This is a genomic window from Streptomyces sp. NPDC041784 (assembly GCF_055591025.1).
In genome coordinates this window covers 80,042-101,375 of record NZ_JBVJAB010000024.1, presented here as the reverse complement: position 1 = coordinate 101,375, position 21,334 = coordinate 80,042, and the positions used below count along the sequence as shown (strand labels likewise).

The 21,334-nt window shown below is 72.3% G+C and carries 20 protein-coding genes and 1 pseudogene; 9 read left to right on the top strand and 12 right to left on the bottom strand.

Going from position 1 to position 21,334, the window contains the following annotated elements:
• Positions 1-26: 26 nt before the first annotated feature.
• The 8 genes from pstS to ACZ6D7_RS36175 form a co-directional block, all read right to left on the bottom strand.
• Positions 27-1,157, bottom strand: a complete 1,131-nt coding sequence (pstS, locus tag ACZ6D7_RS36210; RefSeq protein WP_469500280.1) for a phosphate ABC transporter substrate-binding protein PstS — start codon at positions 1,155-1,157, stop codon at positions 27-29.
• Positions 1,158-1,381: 224 nt separating this feature from the next.
• Positions 1,382-1,804, bottom strand: coding sequence for an NUDIX hydrolase (locus tag ACZ6D7_RS36205; RefSeq protein ID WP_469500276.1), 423 nt, complete (start codon positions 1,802-1,804; stop codon positions 1,382-1,384).
• 105 nt (positions 1,805-1,909) lie between these two features.
• Positions 1,910-3,034, bottom strand: a complete 1,125-nt coding sequence (locus tag ACZ6D7_RS36200; RefSeq protein ID WP_469500274.1) for a CHAD domain-containing protein — start codon at positions 3,032-3,034, stop codon at positions 1,910-1,912.
• A complete protein-coding gene (locus tag ACZ6D7_RS36195) occupies positions 3,015-5,243 on the bottom strand; it encodes an RNA degradosome polyphosphate kinase (protein WP_469500272.1) in 2,229 nt (742 codons plus the stop codon). Before ACZ6D7_RS36195 ends, ACZ6D7_RS36200 begins: the two co-directional genes overlap by 20 nt.
• A gap of 271 nt (positions 5,244-5,514) precedes the next feature.
• Positions 5,515-6,546 (bottom strand): hypothetical protein, encoded by a 1,032-nt coding sequence (locus tag ACZ6D7_RS36190; RefSeq protein ID WP_469500270.1) that lies wholly within the window; start codon positions 6,544-6,546, stop codon positions 5,515-5,517.
• Positions 6,543-7,574 carry an ABC transporter permease gene (locus ACZ6D7_RS36185; protein WP_469500269.1) on the bottom strand — a complete coding sequence of 344 codons (1,032 nt, stop codon included), beginning with the start codon at positions 7,572-7,574 and terminating at the stop codon, positions 6,543-6,545. The genes ACZ6D7_RS36190 and ACZ6D7_RS36185 overlap by 4 nt, the downstream gene beginning before the upstream one ends.
• Before the next feature lie 115 nt (positions 7,575-7,689).
• Complete coding sequence (locus ACZ6D7_RS36180; protein WP_469500267.1) at positions 7,690-8,688, bottom strand: ABC transporter ATP-binding protein; 999 nt, start codon at positions 8,686-8,688, stop codon at positions 7,690-7,692.
• Positions 8,685-9,071 carry a GntR family transcriptional regulator gene (locus ACZ6D7_RS36175; protein ID WP_469500266.1) on the bottom strand — a complete coding sequence of 129 codons (387 nt, stop codon included), beginning with the start codon at positions 9,069-9,071 and terminating at the stop codon, positions 8,685-8,687. The genes ACZ6D7_RS36180 and ACZ6D7_RS36175 overlap by 4 nt, the downstream gene beginning before the upstream one ends.
• Positions 9,072-9,362: 291 nt before the next feature.
• Between ACZ6D7_RS36175 and ACZ6D7_RS36170 the strand changes: the two genes are divergently transcribed.
• The 5 genes from ACZ6D7_RS36170 to ACZ6D7_RS36150 all read left to right on the top strand — a co-directional run bounded on the left by ACZ6D7_RS36170 (position 9,363) and on the right by ACZ6D7_RS36150 (position 14,001).
• Positions 9,363-9,905, top strand: a complete 543-nt coding sequence (locus tag ACZ6D7_RS36170) for an RNA polymerase sigma factor (RefSeq protein ID WP_469500264.1) — start codon at positions 9,363-9,365, stop codon at positions 9,903-9,905.
• A gap of 109 nt (positions 9,906-10,014) precedes the next feature.
• Positions 10,015-10,854 (top strand): anti-sigma factor, encoded by an 840-nt coding sequence (locus tag ACZ6D7_RS36165; protein ID WP_469500262.1) that lies wholly within the window; start codon positions 10,015-10,017, stop codon positions 10,852-10,854.
• A gap of 50 nt (positions 10,855-10,904) precedes the next feature.
• Positions 10,905-11,786, top strand: coding sequence for an ABC transporter ATP-binding protein (locus ACZ6D7_RS36160; protein ID WP_469500260.1), 882 nt, complete (start codon positions 10,905-10,907; stop codon positions 11,784-11,786).
• Positions 11,783-13,336 carry an ABC transporter permease gene (locus tag ACZ6D7_RS36155; RefSeq protein WP_469500258.1) on the top strand — a complete coding sequence of 518 codons (1,554 nt, stop codon included), beginning with the start codon at positions 11,783-11,785 and terminating at the stop codon, positions 13,334-13,336. The genes ACZ6D7_RS36160 and ACZ6D7_RS36155 overlap by 4 nt, the downstream gene beginning before the upstream one ends.
• A gap of 5 nt (positions 13,337-13,341) precedes the next feature.
• Positions 13,342-14,001, top strand: a complete 660-nt coding sequence (locus tag ACZ6D7_RS36150; RefSeq protein WP_469500257.1) for an ABC transporter — start codon at positions 13,342-13,344, stop codon at positions 13,999-14,001.
• Positions 14,002-14,008: 7 nt separating this feature from the next.
• Here the strand turns inward: ACZ6D7_RS36150 and mshD are convergent, their stop codons facing one another.
• Positions 14,009-14,935: a mycothiol synthase gene (gene mshD, locus ACZ6D7_RS36145; RefSeq protein ID WP_469500255.1), complete on the bottom strand. Its 927-nt coding sequence runs from the start codon at positions 14,933-14,935 to the stop codon at positions 14,009-14,011.
• Positions 14,936-15,156: 221 nt separating this feature from the next.
• Between mshD and ACZ6D7_RS36140 the strand changes: the two genes are divergently transcribed.
• The 4 genes from ACZ6D7_RS36140 (at position 15,157) to ACZ6D7_RS36125 (ending at position 19,445) form a co-directional block, all read left to right on the top strand.
• On the top strand, positions 15,157-16,968 hold the full coding sequence (locus ACZ6D7_RS36140) for a bifunctional metallophosphatase/5'-nucleotidase (RefSeq protein WP_469500253.1): 1,812 nt from the start codon (positions 15,157-15,159) through the stop codon (positions 16,966-16,968).
• A gap of 241 nt (positions 16,969-17,209) precedes the next feature.
• Positions 17,210-17,344: a hypothetical protein gene (locus tag ACZ6D7_RS36135; RefSeq protein WP_469500252.1), complete on the top strand. Its 135-nt coding sequence runs from the start codon at positions 17,210-17,212 to the stop codon at positions 17,342-17,344.
• Between the two features lie 80 nt (positions 17,345-17,424).
• Positions 17,425-17,559, top strand: a complete 135-nt coding sequence (locus ACZ6D7_RS36130; RefSeq protein WP_469500250.1) for a hypothetical protein — start codon at positions 17,425-17,427, stop codon at positions 17,557-17,559.
• 98 nt (positions 17,560-17,657) lie between these two features.
• Positions 17,658-19,445, top strand: a complete 1,788-nt coding sequence (locus tag ACZ6D7_RS36125; RefSeq protein ID WP_469500248.1) for an ABC transporter ATP-binding protein — start codon at positions 17,658-17,660, stop codon at positions 19,443-19,445.
• Here ACZ6D7_RS36125 and ACZ6D7_RS36120 read toward each other — a convergent pair.
• The 3 genes and pseudogenes from ACZ6D7_RS36120 to ACZ6D7_RS36110 all read right to left on the bottom strand — a co-directional run.
• Positions 19,434-19,988: pseudogene (locus ACZ6D7_RS36120) on the bottom strand (response regulator transcription factor); the annotation flags it as partial. The gene ACZ6D7_RS36125 and the pseudogene ACZ6D7_RS36120 overlap by 12 nt on opposite strands.
• A gap of 59 nt (positions 19,989-20,047) precedes the next feature.
• A complete protein-coding gene (locus ACZ6D7_RS36115) occupies positions 20,048-20,716 on the bottom strand; it encodes a recombinase family protein (protein ID WP_469500247.1) in 669 nt (222 codons plus the stop codon).
• 138 nt (positions 20,717-20,854) lie between these two features.
• A complete protein-coding gene (locus ACZ6D7_RS36110; RefSeq protein WP_469500243.1) occupies positions 20,855-21,292 on the bottom strand; it encodes a MarR family winged helix-turn-helix transcriptional regulator in 438 nt (145 codons plus the stop codon).
• Positions 21,293-21,334: the final 42 nt, after the last annotated feature.

Here is a 21,334-nt window from a genome sequence, read left to right as displayed (position 1 = left end):
CCCCGGTGCCGGACCGCACCTTCGGATCAGCTCAGGCCCTCGATGGTGGTGCGGACCTTGGTGATGATGGCGTCGGGGATCGGCGCGTAGTCGATGCCCGAGAGGATGCCCTGGCCCTGCTCGCTGGCGATGTAGCGCAGGAACGCCTTGGTGGCGGGCAGCGTCGCGGCCTTGTTGCCCTTGTCGCAGGCGATCTCGTACGTGACCAGGGTGATCGGGTAGGCGCCGTCGGCCTTGGTCGTGTAGTCGAGCTTCAGCGACAGGTCGTTGCCGGTGCCGACGACCTGGGCGGCGGCGACGGCCTTCGTGGCGCCGTCGGAGGAGGCCTTGACCGGCTCGGCGGCACCGGTGTCGATGGCGACCGTGCCCAGACCGTCCTTGGCGTAGGACAGCTCCATGTAACCGATGGCGCCGTTGGTCTGCTTGACGCCCTGGGCGACACCGGAGGAGCCGGCCGCCGACTGGCCGCCCGCGGCCTGCCAGGCCTTGCCGCCCTCGTACTTCCAGTTGTCCGGGGTGGCGGCGATCAGGTACTTGGTGAAGTTGTCCGTCGTACCCGACTCGTCCGAGCGGTGGTACGGCTGGATCTTCAGGTCGGGCAGCTTCGCGTCGGGGTTGAGCTTGGCGATCGCCGCGTCGTTCCAGTTCTTGATCTTGCCGTCGAAGATCTTGGCGATCGTCGGGGCGTCGAGGACGAGGTTGTCCACGCCGGAGACGTTGTACGCCACGGCGATCGGGCCGGCGACCATCGGAAGGTCGATGCCCTGGCCGCCGGTGCAGACCTGCTTGGAGGCGGTGACCTCTTCGGGCTTCAGAGCGGAGTCGGAACCGGCGAAGGCGACGGTGCCCTGGGTGAACGCGGTGACACCGGCACCCGAGCCGGAGCCCTTGTAGTTGACCTGGACGCCGCTGCAGGCCTGGGTGAAGTTCTTGACCCAGGCGTCGATCGCGTTCTTCTGCGCGGAGGAGCCGTCGGCGAGGAGCTGGCCCTTCGCGTCGTCGCACTTGATGTCGCCGGCGGCGGCGGTGGCGGACGAGCTGTTGGTCGCGTCGCCGGAGCCGGTGTCGTCGGAGCCGCACGCCGTGAGGGCCAGGGCGCCGGAGACGGCGAGAGCACCGAGGGTGAGGGCCCGCCGGTTCATGCGCTGAAGCTTCACTTGAGGGAGATCCTTCCAGGAGCCGCCGGCCTGAATTCGGCGGCGTGCGAAAGTCATGGGTGGCATGGACGCGTCCGTCAGGTCGCGTGCCGCACCGGGTAAGGCCGAAATTAGGCAGAACAGGTGAAGCCGCCTACGGGCGCGAGTGAACGGAGGGTGAACCCGTGGGGAATGCCCGGTAAGGTCACGGAAGGCTTACGTTGAGGACACGGCCCGGTTCCGGATCACGCCAGGCGGAGGACGGCCAGCAGGGCGTCGACGAGGTCCCGGTCCCGGGGCTGGGTGAGACGGGTCCGCGCGGACGCCGGCGGCAGCCAGAGCAGGCGGTCTACCTCGTCGTTCGGCATGAAACCACCGGACACGGCCTCGGCCGCCCAGTAGCGCACCTGCTTGGGCCGGCCGTTCGCCTCGTATTCCAGCGTGGGCAACCGGGTCCCGGGCGCGGCCTGGTACCCGGTCTCCTCCGCCACCTCGCGCAGCGCACCGGCGAGCGGCTCCTCGCCCCGCTTGAGCTTGCCCTTGGGGTGCGACCAGTCGTCGTATTTCGGTCGGTGGACCAGGCACACCTCCAGTTCACCGTCTGCCGGCGAACGGCGCCACAGGACGCATCCGGCAGCCTGGACGGGGATCTCGTTCGGGGAACTCACCTGGTTCTCACCGCCTGCTCGACTGCTGTTCCAGAGCGTGCCGATTGTTCTAGGGCGTGCCGATTGTTCTAAGGCGTGCAGATGTTCTAAGGCGTGCGGGTTGTTCTAGGGCGTGCCGATGGTGTGCTTGGGCCACGAGCGCTGGAAGGCGTAGCGGGCCGCCTCCACCTCGTGGCGCTGGTGCGCGTGCAGCACGCCGAGGGCGTAGGCCGTCGCGGGTGCGATGCGGGGGGTACGGGCGGCCTGGGCCGCCGCGGACGCCGCCTCCGACGCGTCGCGGTGCCGGTCCAGGGCCTGGCCGGCGGTGAGCAGCCGGACGTCGAGGGGCGTGGTGGGGCCGTACAGCACCTCGCACGCGTAGCGGTGCAGCCGCAGCAGGAGGCGGACCTGGTGCCAGGGGGCGTCCTGCGGGTGCGGGGCCGGGTCCGGGGAGAGGCCGTGGACCAGGGCCTCCGCGTTGTACGGGTTGCCCGCGGTGACCAGGGGGAGGGCGGCGACGGCGTCCGCGAGGCGTTCCTCGGCGGCGGCGGCCTGCGGGCGCAGGTCGGTGATGGCGGCAGCGGCGGTGAGCGGGACCTCGCTGGCGAGGACGGCGACCTTGTCCGCGACGGCGTGGAACCGGGAGGAGCCCAGGGCCTGGAGGGCCGTGGAGTGGGCCCGGGTACGGGCGAGGGTGAGCTGGCGGTCCAGGAGGGCACCCGCCTTCGCCGCGCCCACGGTGAGGTTGCCGCGGTCCGGGACGGGCGCCGGTCCGGCGGACCCGGCCTTCAGCGGGGCGGCGTCCGCCCCAGCGGAACGGCCGCCCATGACCGCGCCCGCCTGGGCGGGCACCACCGCGGCGCCCGACAGCCGGTGCAGCGCCAGCAGCAGGCGCTCCAGACGCGCCCCGCACGCGTGTTCCAAGGCCAACGTGCCCGACAGCCAGGCCAGTTCGGGGCGGATCTGTTCCGACCAGTCGGCGTCGAGCAGCGGACGGAAGGTGTGCAGGCTGCCGCTGATGCGACGGGCGGTGCGGCGCAGGGCGCGCACCGCGTCGACGGAGCCCTCGGCGCCGCCCGTCGTGCCACCGGCCTCCCGGTGCAGACGCAGGGCGCGGAGGAAGTCCGTGGCCTGGGCCCGGAGATAGCCCGCGAGGGCGTCTCCGGTGGGGGTCCCTTCCGCTCGGCCGGCGCCGAGCGTGGGGGAGGGCCCGGCCGCGGGGTCCGTCAGGTCATGGTGTTGCTGTGCCACGCCGGCGCCTCCGGGCGTCTATGAGCATCTCCTGGATGTTGCGCAGGGGCTGGCCGTCCGGGTCCGTCGCGTGCCGGGTCCACTCGCCGTCGGGGCCGAGGTGCCAGGAGGCGGTGGCGTCGGACATGCCGGTTTCCAGCAGCCGGTTCAGGGCCGCCCGGTGGGCCGGGTCGGTGACCCTGACCAGGGCCTCGATACGGCGGTCGAGGTTGCGGTGCATCATGTCGGCGCTGCCGATCCACACCTCGGGCTCGCCGCCGTTGCCGAAGGCGAAGATCCGGGAGTGCTCCAGGAAGCGGCCGAGGATCGAGCGGACCTCGATGTTCTCCGACAGGCCGGGCACGCCCGGGCGCACGGCGCAGATGCCGCGCACCCACACCTCCACCGGCACGCCCGCCTGGGACGCGCGGTAGAGGGAGTCGATCAGCGCCTCGTCGACGATGGAGTTCACCTTGAAACGGACGTACGCGGGACGTCCGGCACGGTGGTGCTGGATCTCCTTCTCGACGCGCGAGACCAGACCGTCGCGCAGCGACTTCGGGGCGACCAGGAGCCGGCGGTAGGTCTCGCGGCGGGAGTAGCCGGAGAGCCGGTTGAACAGGTCGGAGAGGTCCGCGCCGACCTGCGGGTCGGCGGTGAGCAGACCGAGGTCCTCGTAGAGCCGGGCCGTCTTCGGGTGGTAGTTGCCGGTGCCGACGTGGCAGTACCGCCGGAGCGTCTCGCCCTCCTGGCGGACCACCAGGGACAGCTTGCAGTGGGTCTTCAGACCGACGAGGCCGTAGACGACATGGCAGCCGGCCTCCTCCAGCTTGCGCGCCCACTTGATGTTGGCGTGCTCGTCGAAGCGGGCCTTGATCTCGACCAGGACGAGGACCTGCTTGCCGGCCTCGGCGGCCTCGATGAGCGCGTCGACTATGGGGGAGTCGCCCGAGGTCCGGTACAGGGTCTGCTTGATCGCGAGGACGTCCGGGTCGGCGGCCGCCTGCTCCAGGAACGCCTGGACGGAGGTGGAGAAGCTGTCGTACGGGTGGTGCAGGAGCACATCGCGGTTGCGCAGCGCGCCGAAGATGTCGGGGGCGGAGGCGGACTCCACCTCGGCGAGGTCGCGGTGCGTGCCGGCGATGAACTTCTGGTACTTCAGCTCCGGCCGGTCGAGGCCGTGGATGCGGAAGAGACCGGTGAGGTCGAGCGGACCGGGCAGCGGGTAGACCTCGGCCTCGGAGATCTTCAGCTCGCGCACCAGCAGGTCGAGCACCTCGCGGTCGATGGACTCCTCGACCTCCAGGCGCACCGGCGGCCCGAAGCGGCGCCGCATCAGTTCCTTCTCCAGGGCCTGGAGGAGGTTCTCGGCGTCGTCCTCCTCGACCTCCAGGTCCTCGTTGCGGGTGAGCCGGAAGGCGTGGTGCTCCAGCACCTCCATGCCCGGGAACAGCTCCTCCAGGTGCGCGCCGATGACGTCCTCGACGGGGACGTAGCGGCCCGGGGAGCTCTCCAGGAAGCGGGACAGCAGCGGCGGCACCTTGACGCGCGCGAAGTGCTTGTGGCCGCTGACCGGGTTGCGGACGACGACCGCGAGGTTCAGCGAGAGACCCGAGATGTACGGGAAGGGGTGCGCCGGGTCGACGGCCAGCGGCGTCAGGACCGGGAAGATCTGGTGCCGGAACAGCGTGAAGAGGCGGGCCTGCTCCTTCTCGGTCAGCTCCTGCCAGCGGACCAGGTGGATGCCCTCCTCCGCGAGCGCGGGGGCGATGTCCTCGTGGTAGGTCGCGGCGTGCCGTGCCATCAGCTCGCGGGAGCGGGCCCAGATCATCTCCAGCACCTCGCGCGGCTGGAGGCCGGACGCCGAGCGGGTGGCGACCCCGGTGGCGATACGGCGCTTCAGACCGGCCACCCGGACCATGAAGAACTCGTCCAGGTTGCTCGCGAAGATGGCGAGGAAGTTCGCCCGTTCGAGCAGGGGCGTGTTCGGGTCCTCGGCCAACTCCAGGACGCGCTCGTTGAACGCGAGCCAGCTGCGCTCCCGGTCCAGGAATCGCCCCTGCGGAAGCTGGACCCCGTCCGACGCGTCCTCGTAGGCGTCGAGGTCGGCGTCGAGGTCGGGTTCCAGATCGGATACCGCGGCCGCGATGGTGTGCGGGCGGTGCGCGGCTATGGAGCCCACGGAGGGCTGTGTGTGCTGGACCTCGGCCTGGGCGTGTGACTGGCTCATGTACCCATTCTTCCGCGCCAGCGGCGTTACAGGCGCGTCGGAACGTGCGGAGGGGAGCACGGAGGCGCTCCCGTCGGGGCGATTCCCCTCAGGGGGAGGCGAGGCCTCGGGCACGGCGGGGTTCATTGATCGAGCGTCGCAAGGTCGTCTGAACCGGTGGTTACGGAGACATGGCGTATGGGATATCGGGGGGCGGCTCGCGGGGGTCGATCGCGTCCGCGTGTGCCCCTCCCCGGTGGCGGGACACACGCGTGTGCGAAGGACGCGGGGATCAGCCGCCGGTGGCCGCCGTGCGGCTGCGCAGGAGGAGGAACGCGGCGGCCGTGGCGAGGACGGCGACGGCGAGCACGATCCCGCTCTCCACGAGCTGGAGCGGCCAGTAGTGGGACTCGGGGTGGAAACGCGTGTAGTAGCCGGTGACGCCCAGGTCGTCGAGGCAGCGTTCCGGCGAGGTCCCCGGGCGGTCGCACGGCCCGTAGTCGAAGTCCGGGGTCTCGCGCCCGTGCACCAGCACGCCGGACTCCACGTCCCAGGAGCCCTCGGGGAACTCGGGGGTGTCCGTGGGTCCGGTGAGGGTCACCGCGGGCCACAGGGAGGCGCGGAACTGCGTCAGAAACAGGCTGAGCCCCAGCATCGCGGCGACGGAGACGCCCAGGGCGGGCAGGGCGCGGCGCAGCAGGAGCCCGGCGAGCGTGCCGACGGCGAGCGCGCACAGGGCGTACGCGACCGCGACCGGGCCGCGGGCCGCGAACGACTCCCACGACCACCAGTCGGCGAATTGCACGGGACGGGTGGCGGACCAGGCCCAGCGGAACACCAGGACCACGGCGGTCAGGCCGGGCGTCACGACGAGCGCGGGGACGGCGAGCTTGGCGGCGAGCCAGCGGGTGGGGGTGATGCCCTGGGTCCAGGCCAGGCGCGCGGTGCCGCTGTCCAGCTCGCGGCCGATCAGCGCGCCGCCCGCGAAGGCGGCCACGGCGACGAAGGCGCCGGCGGTCAAGAACCCGATCCAGCCGATCAGCGCGTCGTAGCCGACCCAGCCGACGGTCATGTCGCACCACTCCGGGCCCGCCTGCCGGCAGGCCTCCTGCTCGGCGCGCACCTTGCGCTCGGTCTCCTCGGTGAGCCACACCAGCCCACCGGCCGCGGCGGCCACGAGGACGCCCCACAGGACGAGCGCCGCGCGGTGCACGCGCAGCACGGTGCGTACGGTGCCCCAGCCGGTCCGGCCGTCCTCGCGGGCGGCGGCGGGGACTCCGGCAGGCACTCCGGCGGTCCTGGTGCGCTCTCCAGTGGCGGTCATACGGCGCTCTCCCGGAGGCCGCGCGAGGAGGCCGTCGTCCGCCTGACCAGGGCGAACGCGGCCACCGTGAGGGCGGCGGCGACGGCCAGGACGAGGGCGGACGTGGTCAGCTGGAGGCCCCAGAAGTGTGACTCGGGGTGGTAGGTGGTGTAGAAGCCGGTGGCGTCGAGCCTGGCGTACACGGCCTCGCAGCCGGAGGAGACCGTCGCCGGCCCGCAGCCGGGGTCGGCGATGTGCGCGCCGGTGGAGGTGACCAGGCCCGCGTCGACCGAGAGGCCCGAACCCCGGTAGCCGTCCTCGAGGCCGCTGACGCGGGTGACGGCCGGCCACAGGTGCGGCATGGCCAGACCGGCCAGGAGCCGTACGGCCGCGACGACGCCGAGGGAGAGGAGCAGCGCGGGCAGCGTGCGGCGCAGCAGCAGGCCCGCGAGGGCGCCGCCGGCCAGGCCGGCGAGGGCGAAGGCGACGGTGGTGGGGCCGTTGGCGTGCAGGGTCATGCTGTCCGACCAGCTCTTGGCGGTGTCGATCCGGCCCTCGCCCGCCGACCACGCCAGGTGGTGCAGCGCGACGAGCAGCCCGGTGCCCGCGGTGACGAGGACGGCGGGCACGGCGAGCTTGGTGGCCAGCCAGCGGGTCGGGGACAGGCCCTGGGTCCAGGCGAGGTACGCGGTGCCGTGCTCCAGCTCGCGGCCGACCAGGGCGGCGCCCGACCAGGCGCCGATGAGGAAGGGGAGCGCGGTCAGGGGCGCGGTCGTGTAGTTGTACACCGACTTGTACATGACGATCGCGTCCTGGTCGTAGGAGCAGGGGCCGTCGTCGCCGGCGCAGGTGCGGTACTGCCGCCAGGCGTCGGCCGACGCGTCGGTGAGCGGGCCCCACAGCCACACCAGGCCGAGGGCGAGGACGGCGACGAGACCGGCCCAGACGTACAGGGCGGGGCGGTGCAGGCGCAGGAGCCAGCGGGGGTGCGGGTTCCGGGGAGCGGTGGCCGCGGGGGGTGACTCGCGGCGCAGCGTGAGGGCGGTCATACGGCGGCCTCCTGGGCTGGGCCGGGGGTCGGGGACGGTGTCAGGGGCGGGGGTGGGGGTGGCGTCAGGGGCGCGATCAGGGGCGCTGCCAGGGGCGCTGCCAGGGTCCTGGTGGTCATGCCCGGGCCTCCGCGTCGGCCGGGCGGCCCTCGGCCTCCGCCGGGGTGAGGGGGGCGGCCTCCGGGTTGCGCAGGTAGGCGAGGACGAGTTCCTCCAGGGAGGGCGTCGCGGTGCGCCAGCCGTCGGGGAGCGGGCCCGCCGGGCGGACCAGCGCGCTGAGCTGGCGGCCGGTGACACGGGACTCGACGACGGTGTGCGGGGCGAGGGCGGCGTCCGCCGAGGCCGGAGTCGCGGCCTGAGCCGAGGCCTTGTCCGGGGCCTGAGCCGGGGTCCGTGCCGACGACTGCCGCGCCGGGGGCTCCGTGGGTGCGTACACGCGCGTGTGGGCGGCGAGCAGATCGTCGATCTCCCCGGCCAGCCGGACCCGGCCGCCGCCGACGAGCAGCAGGTGGTCGCAGGAGTCCTCCAGCTCGGCGACCACGTGCGACGACATCACGATCGTCGTCCCGTACTGCGCCGCCCGTGCCATCAGGGTGCCCATCAGCTCGTGCCGGGCCAGCGGGTCGAGGTCGGCCATCGGCTCGTCCAGCAGGAGCAGTTCGGGCTGCTTGGCGAGGGCCAGGGCGAGCGCGACGCGGGTGCGCTGGCCGCCGGAGAGGGTACGGATCCTCGCCCTGGGGGCGAGATCGCCCGCGGAGACGATCCGCTCGGCGGTCTCGGCGTCCCAGCGGCCCGGGTTCAGATCGGCGCCCACGCGCAGTGTCTCGGCGACGGTGAGCTGCGGGTAGAGGGGCTTGTCCTGGGCGACGTAACCGACACGCGCGCGTGCGGACGCCGGGTCCGTGCCGAGGACGGTGACCGTGCCCTCGGAGGGGGCCAGCAGACCGGAGGCGAGGGCGAGAAGCGTGGACTTGCCCGCGCCGTTGGGCCCGACGACTGCGCAGACGCGTCCCGCGGGCAGCCGGAACGTGCACCCGCGCAGCGCCCAGCCCGCACGCCGCCCGAAGCGCTTGCCGAGCCCGGACGCGGCCAGGGCGGTGTCAGTCACGGTCATGAGGGATCTCCCTGGAAGTGTTCGTCGAGTACGGCGGTGAAGAGCGCGGCCACGTCCTCGCGGTCCAGCCCGGCCTCGCGGGCCCGGACCGCCCAGGCGCCCAGTTCGCTGCGCAGGGGCGAGTCGGCCGGGGCGGTGCTCAGTCCCCGTCGTACGAAGGTGCCGAGCCCGCGCCGGGCCTCCACCAGCCCGTCGCGCTCCAGCTCGCGGTACGCCTTCAGCACGGTGTTGGGGTTGATGGCGGTCGCCTCGACGACCTCGCGGGCGGTGGGCAGCTTGTCGCCGGGCCGCAGCACGCCCAGGCGCAGGGCCTGTTTGGTCTGCTGGACGATCTGGACATAGGTGGCCACGCCGCTGTGCCGGTCGATGCGGTATTCGACCATCGGGCACCACCCTTTCACTAATTGAGTAGTGAAAGGGTGGTGGAACGGGGTCGGGAAGTCAAGATCGGCGCGGCAAGGGGCGGGCAGGGGCGGGCAGGGGCGGGCAGGGGCGGGCAGGGACGGGGGAGAGGCGGGGGGAGGGGCGAGGAGGCGACCGTCTGGTGCGGGTCCGGGGGCCTCTGGCGCTGAGCAGAGTGGTCCTCCGGCGCGACGCGGAGGGGGCCGTGCGGGTCGGAAAAATTCGTGCGGCGGATCGTGAACCGATCGGCGGGCCCGTTCCGATGAGGGGATGTGAGCGAAACGAGAAGCGACGGGGAACTGCTGCGGGCCATCGCGGCAGACGCGGACCGTCACGCCTTCGAGGAGCTGTACCGGCGGTACGCACCCTGGCTGACCGCGCGCATGCGCGGCCGCTGTGCCGACGCCGGGATAGTCGACGACGTCGTGCAGGAGACGTTCCTCGCGGTGTGGCGGGGAAGCGCGCGCTACCGCGAGGAGGGCGACGTGGCCGGCTGGCTGTGGCGCATCGGCGCGCGGCGGCTGGTCGACGCCCTGCGCGGCGACGGCGCGCGCGGCCGGCTGCGCCAGGCCCTCGCCCGGCTGCGCCACCGCGACGAGGTGTCGGCGGAGGAGCGCGTGCTCGCGGGGGTGGAGCACGGGGACCTCGCCGGGGCCCTCACCCGTCTCTCGCCGGAGCTGCGGGCCGTCCTCCAGGCGACCGTCATCGACGGGCTCAGCACCCGGGAGGCGGCCGTCCTGCTCGGCATCCCGGCCGGCACGGTCAAGACGCGGGCCCTACGCGCCCGCAAGCAGTTGCGGGAGGCGCTGGCATGAGGCGGTACGCGAGACGAGGCGGCCCGCGCGAGCGCGCCGCGCATCGGCGGGGGATCGGAACAGGCCTGCGCGAGGGCGCGGGCGTCGAGCGGTCGAAGGAGGCAGTGGCATGACGTGGCACGTGGCCGAAGAGGACCTGCGCGCCTACGCGCACGGCGCGTTGACGCCGCCCCTGCTGTGGTCCGCCGACACCCACCTCGCCCGGTGCGCCGAGTGCCGGGCCCGGCTCGCCCGGAGCACCGACCCGGTCGTGCTGGACGCCGGCTGGGAGCGGCTGGACGCCGAGCTGGACGCGCCGCGACCGAGCCTGACCGAGCGGCTGCTCGTGCGGTTCGGCGCGGCCGACCACACCGCGCGGCTGCTGACGGCGACGCCGGTGCTGCGCCGCTCCTGGCTGCTGTCGGTGCTGTTCCTGCTGGTCACCACGGTGCTGGCGGTACGCGTGGCGGACCAGCCCACGCTGTTCCTCGCGCTCGCCCCGCTGCTCCCGCTGGCCGGCGTCGCCCTCTCCTACGGCCGGTCCCTGGACCCGACGTACGAGATGGCCGTCGTCGCCCCGCTGCACGGCTTCCGGCTGCTGATGATCCGTACGGTCGCGGTGGTCGGCGCCGGTCTGGTCCTCAACGGCCTGGCGACGCTCGCCCTGCCGGGGTACGGCCTCCTGGCCCTGGCCTGGCTGCTGCCCGCTCTCGCCCTCACCGCCACGGGCCTCGCGCTGACCGCCCGGCTGGGTCCGGTCCTCGCCCCGACGGCGGTCGGTGGCGCCTGGCTGACGCTGCTGGTCGTGGCGCACGAGCGTGCGCCCCACGACACGCTCGCCCCCTTCACGGCGGCCGGACAGTCCGGCGCGGCGGTGGTCGCCGCCCTCGCCGCGCTGCTGCTCTACCAGACCAGGGACCGCTTCGACGCACGCCCCGTGGGCGGCTTCCAGGACGGAGGCGTCCGATGACACCGCCCGGCCCCGCCCCCGCCCCTCGCCCCGACTTCCAGGAGCCCCGCATGACCCCCGCGTCCCCCGTCGGCCCCGCGACGCTGACGGCCACCGACCTCTGCCTGCGCTACGGCGGCACGCGCGCGCTCGACGGAGTCTCGCTGCGGCTGTCCCGGGGCGTGACCGGGCTGCTCGGCCCCAACGGCGCCGGAAAGACCACCCTGTTGCGGGTGCTGGCCACGGCCGTGCCGCCGGACAGCGGGCAGTTCACGGCCCTCGGTCACGACCCGCGCACCTCCGCCGGCCGCCTGGAGCTGCGCCGCACGCTCGGCTATCTGCCCCAGACCCCCGGATTCCACCCGGACTTCACGGCCTTCGAGTTCGTCGACTACGTGGCGATCCTCAAGGAGCTGACCGACCGCACCGCCCGCCACGGCGAGGTGCGGCGCGTCCTGGACGCCGTGGACCTGTCGGAGGTGCGCGGCAAGCGCCTCAAGCGGCTGTCCGGCGGCATGCGGCAGCGGGTCGCCCTGGCCGCCGCGCTCGTCGGCGACCCCGGCTTCCTCGTGCTGGACGAGCCGACCGTCGGCCTCGACCCCGAACAGCGCATGCGGTTCCGCGATCTGATCGCCCAGGCGGGCGAGGGGCGCACGGTCCTGCTGTCCACCCACCAGACGGAGGACGTGGCGATGCTCTGCCACCGTGTCGTGGTCCTGGCCGGCGGCCGGGTCCACTTCGAGGGCACCCCCGCGGAGCTGACCGCCCGAGCGGCCGGCCGCGTGTGGAGCAGCGCGGAACGCGCCCCGGGCGCCCTGGCCGGCTGGCGCACCGGCGCCGGCACCTTCCGCAACATCGGCGACCCGCCGTCCGGCGCCGACCTGGTCGAGCCCACCCTGGAGGACGGCTATCTGCTCGCCCTCGACGGCGAGTCCGCGGAGGTGACGGCATGAGCAGCGCCACGGCCACCCCGCTCACCGCCCCGGCCCCCACGCCCCCCGAGCCCCCGCGCGACCCGCGCCGCACCGAAGCCGTCCTCGCCCTCGCCCGCTTCGAGGCCCGCGAGCTGTTCCTCCAGGTTCCGATCCTGCTCGTCTTCGCCCTCTACGCCCTCGTGGTCTTCGTGCGGATGGCGCGGGTGGACGGCATGGACGACTTCCCCGTCCTCAACACCGTCGACCGCCGCACCCAGATGACCCCGCTGCTGGTCGCCATCGCCGTCCTCATGTGCGCCAACGCGGCGGCGCTGCGCTCGCGGAAGAACGGCACGGTCCAGCAGTTCGGCGTCCTGGCGATGGAGCCCTGGCGGCGCACCGCCGCGCACCTGCTCTCCGTGGTGCCGTTCGCGGCGCTCACCGCGGTCGTCGTCGCGGCCGAGTACGTCCGGGAGGCGCTGAAGCCCGGCGCGATCGGCCACGGCTCCTTCGGTGAACTCGCCGTCGGCCCGCTGTTCGTGCTGCTGGCCGGGATCGTGGGAGTGCTGCTGGCCCGTGCGCTGCCCTCCTCCTTCGCGCCCATGGTGTTCGCGATCGCCGCGTACATGGCCGTCGTTCTCCTGTCGGCGATAGCGGGCGAGGGCGGATGGTCGGGCTGGCTCTCCCCGATCGTCTATTCCGGCGAGGGCGGTGGGGACCCGGTCCCCTCCGACCTGATCGGCCGCCCCGCCGGCTGGCACGCGCTGTACGTGGCGGGCCTGTGCGCCCTGCTGGCCTGCGCGGCCCTGCTGCTCGCCGGGGGCCGCACCCGGGCCGTCAGAACGGCGACGGCCCTCGCCCTCGCGGCCACCGCGGCCGGTGTGATCGGTCAGCTCCCGCACGACACGGCGGGGCTGGACGCGGCCCGCAGGACGGCGTCCGACACCCCGCAGAAGGTCCAGTCGTGCACCACGTACGGCAGGTCGGCGTACTGCTCCTTCCCCGAGTGGGAGGGCGTGCGGTCCGACTGGGCCGCGGTCGTCGACCGGGTGCAGTCCGCCGCCGGCGGTTCCGCCGCCCAGGCCCCGCTGACGATCCGTCAACGTGTCGACGCCAGCAGCGGAGGGGAGAGCGACAGCGCCCTGTGGCCCTCCCGCACCCCCGGCCAGGTGACGGTGGGCACCCGCTGGGGCGGCAACCGCGTCCCCGAGTTCGCGGTCGGAGCCGCCACGGTCCTGGTCGGCGGCTCGGAGGCGGTGACGCTCGAGGGCATGTGCGACGCCCGTCCGGTGACGATCATGTGGCTGGTCCTGGGCACCGACCCGACCCCGCTGGACACCTTCCAGCACGTGAGCCTGGATGACAGCATCAGCGGCCCGGTCTCGATCCTCGCCCCGACGAACGGGCTGGGCCTGACGGCCGAGCAGACCGACGTGGTCCGGAGCATGCTGGAGCGCCCCCGCGCCGAGATGACGGCCCGGGTCAAGGCGCACTGGACGGAACTGACCTCCGCGCGGACGACCACGGCCCAGGCCGCGAAGCTGGTGGGCGTCGAGGTGCCGAAGGAGGCGGAGAAGTGCGAGGAGTAGAGCACATGCCGAGAGACCCGGGAGCCCTGCTTCGTTCCCTGGTGCGGTCGGTGTGGCGCACCGTGCCCTGGCGGGCGCTGACGGCGGCCGGCGCGCTGGGCCTGCTGCTCGCGGGCAGCACCCGGCTGCCGGACGACGACCCGGGGGCCGACCTGGGCCTGTTCGTCCTGCGCCTCACCGCGCTGGTCGGCGCGTCCGGTCTGGCCTTCCTGCTCGACGACCCGGCCCGCAACACCAGCGCGACGACGCCGGTCGGCCGGGCGGTCCGGACGGCCCTGCGCATCGCCTTCGTCGCCCCGCTCACCGCGCTGTGGTGGACGGCGGCCCTGCTTCTGGTGCCCGCCGCGACCCGCCCCTCGGCGGCGACGGTCACCCTCCAGGCGGCGGGCATGGCCGTCGGCGCGCTCGCCCTCGCCACGGTCGCCGTCCGTTTCACGGACCGCGCGGAGGTGGGCCGGGGCACGGTGATCCGGCTGGTCACCGCGGCCGTGCTGATGATCGTCGTCCCCAGCCGCTGGGGCCTGCTGGCCACACCGGACGACCCCTGGTGGGAGGCGACCCAGGTGCGATGGGCGGTGGTCCTGGGCGTGACCCTGGCGGTCTGCGCCCTGTGGACGCCGGAACCGCTCAGACGTCACCCGCTGATACCGGCCCGCGTCGGCTGACCTCCCGTCACGTCTCCGACCGGTACATCAGGTCCGTCTCGTGGGTGACGAAGCCCAGCCGCTCGTACACCGACACTGCCGCCTTGTTGTCGGCGTCGACGTACAGCATCGCGGTCGGCAGCCCCTGGTCCGCGAGATACCGCAGGCCGATCGTGGTGAGGGACTTGCCGAGGCCGCCGCCCTGCGCGCCGGGGGCGACGCCGAGGACATAGACCTCACCGAGCTGTTCCTCGGCGTGGACCTTGGTCCAGTGGAAGCCGATGAGCTGGTCGCCGCGCAGGGCGAGGAAGAAGCCGGCGGGGTCGAACCACGGCTCGGCCTCGCGGTCGTCGAGGTCGCGCTGGGTGAGGGAGCCCTGTTCGGGGTGGTGGGCGAAGGCGGCGGCGTTGACGGCGAGCCAGGCGGAGTCGTCCTGGCCGGGCACGAAGGCGCGGACGGTGACACCCTCGGGCAGCACCGGGTCGGACAGGTCGAGGCCGGTCAACGGCCGCCGCATCTGGCGCAGTTCGCGGAACAGGGTCAGCCCCAGTACCTGGGCGAGGTGGCGGGCGGCGGAGTGGCCGCCGTGGGCCCACACCCGCAGCCGCTTGCCGGAGGCGGCGAGCAGCGCGGAGCCGAGGGCGCGGCCGTGACCGTGACCGCGGTGCGAGGGGTGGACGACGAGTTCGGCGGCGGGCGCCTCGACCGGATCGGTGTCCTCCAGCTGGGCGTAGCCGACGAGTTCGCCGCCGACGGTCAGCAGCAGATGGGAGACGCCCTCGCGGGGGCCTCCGCGCAGCTGGAGCCGGCCCTGTTCGGACACCGCCTGCTGGCCGTCCGTCCGGGCGGCCTCCGCGAGCAGTTCGAGGACGGCCTCGGTCTGTTCGGGGGAGAGCGCGGAGTGGGTCTCGATGGATCGGGAGCCGTGGGCCCGTGCGATGTCGTCGCTGCTCATGGGACGAGGGTAAAGGGCGGGCGGCACAAAGTGGCGCCACGGGCAACGACCTGCGGAAAGGCAATGCGGAAGACAAAGGGAAACCAGGATGTAACCAAGAACCCCCTGTCGCGCTACGCGCGTTGACTCTAGGCTGCGCCGGACGGGGCCTATTTCCTCACACGCCCCACGGGTCCATGACGGGGGCCCGGGGGGACGCAGACAACGCCACAGGGGGGCGCATGCCAGCCACTTCCCAGCCGCATTCGAGCGACAGACGCGGCGGACGTCGCACGTACCGTCTGGTCGCGGCCGCCGCGGGTCTCGCCACCGCCGGAGCGATGGCCGCCGCCCTTCCGGCGGACGCCCACGACTCGAAGCACTCCAAGCCGCTGCCGAGCCGCTACCAGGACGTGCAGCTGCTGTCCTTCAACGACCTGCACGGCAACCTCGAGCCGCCGTCGGGTTCCTCCGGCCGGGTCACCGAGCTTCAGGCCGACGGCACGACGAAGACGATCGACGCGGGCGGCGTGGAGTACCTCGCGACGCACCTGCGTGAGGCCCGCAAGGGCAACACGTACTCCATCACCGCGGCCGGCGGTGACATGGTCGGCGCCTCGCCGCTGATCTCGGGCCTCTTCCACGACGAGCCCACCATCGAGGCGCTGAACAAGCTGGACCTGGACGTCACGTCCGTCGGCAACCACGAGTTCGACGAGGGCGCGAAGGAACTGAAGCGTCTGCAGTACGGCGGCTGCCACCCGACGGCCGGCTGCTACACGGACCAGGAGTTCCAGGGCGCCGACTTCCCGTACCTGGCGGCCAACGTCCTGAACGAGAAGAGCGGCAAGCCGATCCTCAGCCCCTACTGGGTGTGGAAGAAGAACGGCGTCAAGATCGGCTTCATCGGTGTGACGCTGGAGGACACCCCGGGTGTCGTCTCCGCCGAGGGCGTCAAGGGCCTGAAGTTCAAGGACGAGGTCGAGACGATCAACAAGTACGCCAAGGTGCTGGAGCGCCAGGGCGTGAAGTCGATCGTCGCCCTGATCCACGAGGGCGGTCTGCCCGCGTCGACGGCGTACAACTACAACTGCGACTCGCCGGGTGCCGGTGACGGTGTCTCCGGTCCGATCGTGGACATCGCGAAGAACGTCACGCCGAAGGTCGACGCGCTGGTCACCGGCCACACGCACGCCGCGTACGCGTGCACGATCAACGACCCGTCGGGCAAGCCGCGCACGGTCACCTCGGCCGCGTCCTTCGGCCGGCTCTACACGGACACCACGCTGACCTACGACCGCTTCACGGGTGACATCGCCCGTACGGCGGTGAAGTCGGCGAACCACGTCGTCACCCGGACCGTGGCCAAGGCGCCCGACATGACCGAGCTGATCGGCAAGTGGAACACGCTGGCGGCCCCGATCGGCAACCGCGCGATCGGCTACATCTCCGGTGACGTCCCCAACACGGGCACCGAGTCCCCGATGGGCGACCTGATCGCGGACGCGCAGCTCTGGTACGGCAAGGAGCTGGACGCCGAGACCGACGTCGCGCTGATGAACCCGGGCGGTGTCCGGGCCGGCCTCACCTACGCGGCCAAGGGCAGCGAGGGCGACGGCGTGGTGACGTACGCCGAGGGCTTCACCGTGCAGCCGTTCTCCAACACCGTGAACCTCCAGAACTTCACCGGCGCCCAGCTGATCCAGGTGCTCAAGGAGCAGGTGAGCGGGTCGAACGCGAGCGCGCCGAAGATCCTTCAGCCGTCCGCCAACCTGACGTACACGCTGGACCTGACGAAGGCCGGCGCGGACCGGGTCGTGACGGACTCCATCAAGCTGAACGGCGCGGCCATCGACCCGGCCGCCACCTACCGCGTCGCCACCAACAGCTTCCTTGCGGGCGGCGGCGACGGCTTCACCACGCTGGGTCAGGGCACCGGCGACCTCGTCGGCACCGACGACCTGACGGCCCTGGAGCAGTACCTGACGACCCACTCCTCGGCCACCGGCCCGATCGCCCCGCCGGTCACGGGCAGGATCACGATCGTGCAGTAACCCCCGGCTCTCCGTAGCGAGGAAGAGGCGGCCGCGTCACCGACGCGGCCGCCTCTTCGTATTAAAACCTGTGTGAGTCCACCGTTGGTTCCCGAATGCGCCTGAAAAATCGTCTCAGCCGCAATTAACCGAGGTCTCAGTGGAATTGGCCTTTTCCGTCTCTGGCGTCCCGTAGTGTTTTCCATGTCGACAGTGAACGACGCGAAAGCAAACAGAGCGAACAGATCGAGCGGAGAACGTCATGAGCTTCCACAAGGTCACCCCGGTGAAGAAGGCCCGCAAGACCGCCGCCGTCCCGGCTCCGAAGCCAGCCGCCAAGAAGAAGGCCGCGCAGAAGCCCACTCCGAAGCGGCGCCCGATCTCCCATAAGGGCTGATGCAGACAGCGAAGCTTTTGCAAATCTGCGACAAATAGGTCGCACATAAAACGCACCTGATAAACGGAGAGGAAATTCCCATGAGCTTCCACAAGATCGCCCCCGTCAAGAAGACCCGCAAGACCGCCGCCGCCCCCGCGCCGAAGCCCGCCGCCAAGAAGAAGGCCGCCCCGAAGGCCGCGCCGAAGCGCCGCCCGGTCGCGCACCAGGGCTGACGGAACGCCACGAGGCGGGGTCCTCGGTGGGAGCGGTCGCGCTCGCACCGAGACCCCGCCTCGGCCATGTCCGCGCACGAGAGAGGAAGTCGTCGACGATGAGGGAAGCCCGCGAGGCCTTCCGCCGCTTCTGGCCGCTGACCCGCGGCGACCGCGGGGGGATGCTGGTCATCGTGGCCTGTGTGGTGGTCGCCGCGCTCGCCGAGACCGCCGCCATCCTGCTGTTCGCCCACCTCACCGACACCGCCCTCCAGGCGGGCTCGCTCGCCGCGTTCTGGGGACCGGCCGGCGCCTGGCTGGGCGTCGCAGCCCTCGGCGCGCTCGTCGGCTACCTGGGCAACTCGCTCGCGACCTGGACCGCCGAACGCTTCGTGCTGCGGCTGCGCGCGAACGTGTTCCGTCATGTCCAGGGCCTGCCACCCCACTTCTTCCAGCGCCACCGCCGGGGCGACCTGGTGGAACGCCTCACCGGAGACGTCGAGGCGATCGAACAGCTGGTCGTGTCCGGGGTGGTGGGCACCATCTCGGCGGCCTTCTCCGCGGTGTTCTACTCGGCCGCCGCCCTCTATCTGCGCTGGGACCTGGCCCTGGCCACCTTCGTCCTCGCGCCCCTCTTCCTCCTCGCCGCCCGCCGCTTCTCAAGCCGTATCAAGCAGGCCGCGCAGGACGAGCGGGTCGCGGACGGCGCCATCACCTCCGTCGTGGAGGAGTCGCTGGGCAACGTCGTCCTCACCCAGGCGTACAACCGCCGCCGCGACGAGGAGCGCCGCCTGGACCGCGAGGCCCGCGCCTGGCTGCGGGCCAGCGTGCGCGGGGCGCGGCTGAGCGAGATGTACGAGCAGTTCGTGGAGGTCGTCGAGACCCTCTGCGTGCTGGCGGTCATCGGCCTCGGCGTCTGGGAGATCTCGGCCGGCCGGATGACCCTCGGCGCGCTGCTCGCCTTCGCCGCGTTCATCGGCTACCTCTACCCGCCGGTCCGCAGCCTCGGCCGGCTGGGCCTGACGGTCACCGCGGCCACCGCCGGCGCGGAGCGCATCGCGGAGATCCTGGACGCGGAGCCCGCCGTAGGGGACCCGGCGATGCCCGTTCCCGCCTGGCCGGTCCGCGGCTGGGTCGGCTGTCACGGCGTCACCTTCGGCTACCCGAGCTCGCCCCGGCCGTCCCTCCAGGACGTCACCTTCACCGCCGGTCCCGGTGAGCTGATCCTGGTCACGGGCCGGAGCGGGGCCGGCAAGTCCACCCTGTCCAAGCTCCTCACCCGCTTCTACGACCCCGACGCGGGCGTGATCAGCATCGACGGAGTGCCGCTGACGGACGTACCGCTGGACTTCGTACGCGAGAACGTGGCCCTGCTGCCGCAGCAGACACTCGTCCTCAGCGGCACGATCCGCGAGAACATCGAGTGCGGCCGGCCCGGCGCCACGGACACCGAGATCGAAGAGGCCGCGCGGGCCGCTGCGGCCCACGAGTTCATCGGCGCGCTCCCCGAGGGCTACGACACCCGGATCGCGCCCGGCACCGCCGCCCTCTCCGGCGGCCAGCTCCAGCGGATCGCCATCGCCCGTGCGATGCTCCGCGCCGCCCCGGTCCTCGTCCTCGACGAACCCACCGCCGGCCTCGACTCGGTCGCCGCCCGCCAGATCGTCCAGCCCCTGCGCCGGCTGGTGTCCGGCCGTACGACGATCATGATCACCCACGATCTGAGCCTCGCGCCCGACGCGGACCGGATCCTGATCGTGGACGGCGGCCGTCTGCTGGACACCGGCACGCACGACGAACTGGTGGCCCGCTGCGCGGCGTACGCCAGGCTGGCCGAACCGTGGCCGGGCACGGCGACGGCGGGCCGGAAGCACGCGGCGGACGACACTCTCGTCCTACGGCTGTGACGACCCGCGCAGGATGTACCCGAGCCCCCGCACGGTCTGGATCAGCCGCGGTTCGCCGCGGTGCTCCAGCTTGCGGCGCAGGTACATCACGTACACGTCGAGGGTGTTGGAGGCCGGCTCGAAGTCGAAGCCCCAGACGTCCTTGAGGATCTGGGAGCGGCTGAGCGCCCGGGCCGGGTGGCGCAGCAGGTACTCCAGCAGGGAGTACTCGGTACGGGTGAGGTCGAGGAGACGGCCGCCGCGGGTGACCGAGCGGGTGGCCGGGTCCATGACGACGTCCTGGAAGGTCAGGAGGCCGGGGGCCGTCGCGGTCGGCGGGGGCGGGGTCCGGCGGGTGGCGCGGCGGAGCAGGGCGCGCACCCTGGCCAGGAGTTCCTCCCCGGCGAACGGTTTCATCAGGTAGTCGTCCGCCCCGTTGTCGAGGGCGACGATCCGGTCCCCGACGGCGTCCCGGCCGGTGATCATCAGGATCGGCACGGTGCAGCCGGAGGCCCGGATCCGCCGGGTCGCCGCCAGCCCGTCGAGACCGGGCATGGTGACGTCCGGGTGTGAGTAGTTGCGGTGCAGAAAGCGCCGCTGAGATTGATCTTGCTGGGGTTGGGCTACTTCGCGGGGGCTTCGAGCTGCCGGGGTACGGCGCCGGCGCGTAGTTCCCGGAGGTCCGGGATGTGGTTGTAGAGGGTGCCGGGGGAGACGCCCAGCAGCTTGGCGATCGAGGTGATCGAGCGGCCGGGGTCGGGCAGCAGGTCGCGGGCGGCGCGGATTACTTCCTCGGTGGCGACGCTGGGGCGTCCGCCGACGCGGCCGCGGGCGCGGGCGGCGGCCAGGCCCTCGTTGGTGCCGATGACGATGAGTTCGCGGATGAACTCTGCGAGGGCGGCGAAGACGTGGAAGACGAGCCGGCCGCCGGGGGTGGTGGTGTCGAGGTTCTCGTGCAGCGAGGTGAAGCCGATACCCCGGTCGCGCAGTTCGGCGACCATGTTGATGAGGTCCTGGAGGCTCCGGCCGTAGCGGTCGAGTGAGGGGACGACGAGGGTGTCGCCGGGGTCGAGGAAGGCGTGGCACGCCTTCAGCTCGGGGCGGAGCGCGTTCTTGCCGGACTTCTTGTCCGCGAAGATCTTTGGGCACCCGGCGGCGGTGAGGGCGTCGAGCTGCCGCTGCAGCTTCTGGCCGCCGGTCGAGACCCGGGCGTATCCGATCTTGATTTCGGTGCGGACGAGCGGTTCGGCGACGAGCAGGTCCGGCCCGACGGCCGGTTCTGGGGCGGTCATGGCCCCGGATCATGTCAGAAAACGGTGGTCCGGAGTTGTTGAATGACCCAGGTTTTTGAAGGGGTTTTTGAAGGCTTTGCGGGGTCTGGGCGGCCTCGCGGGGCGATCTTCAGAAAACGAAGGTTTCTTGAAGATCGCCTACGGCGTGTGCACGGCATCGCGGTCGGTGCCTGTTGCCGTTTCGAGGTTCCGGGCCATGCGTTCCAGGACGAGGACGGCTGTCCGGTACTCGTCCAGGGGGATGCCGGTCATGGACAGTTCGCGGAACCTGTCGACGCGTTCGGCGACGTCGGTCAGGCGCTGACGGCCGCCGTGGGTGAGGGCGAGCCGGTCCGGTGCGGGTCGGGCCGCCCAGCCATCGGCGAGCACTGTGTCGATGGCCGCGATCAGCGTGGGGATGTCGGCGTTCGCGGCAAGAGTCGACCGGACTTCGGCGTCGGTGGCCTCGGGGGTGTCGTGGATGACGTTGAGGACCTGCCAAGCGATCCTGGTGAGACCGAATCCCTCCAGCATGTCGTTCATGTAGCGGGTGAGGGCTTTGTCGGTGCGGTTGAGCCAGTAGCCGATGGGCTTCATGCAGGTGCTCCTTCAGCGGTGGGGCTGGGTATTTGTGCGGCC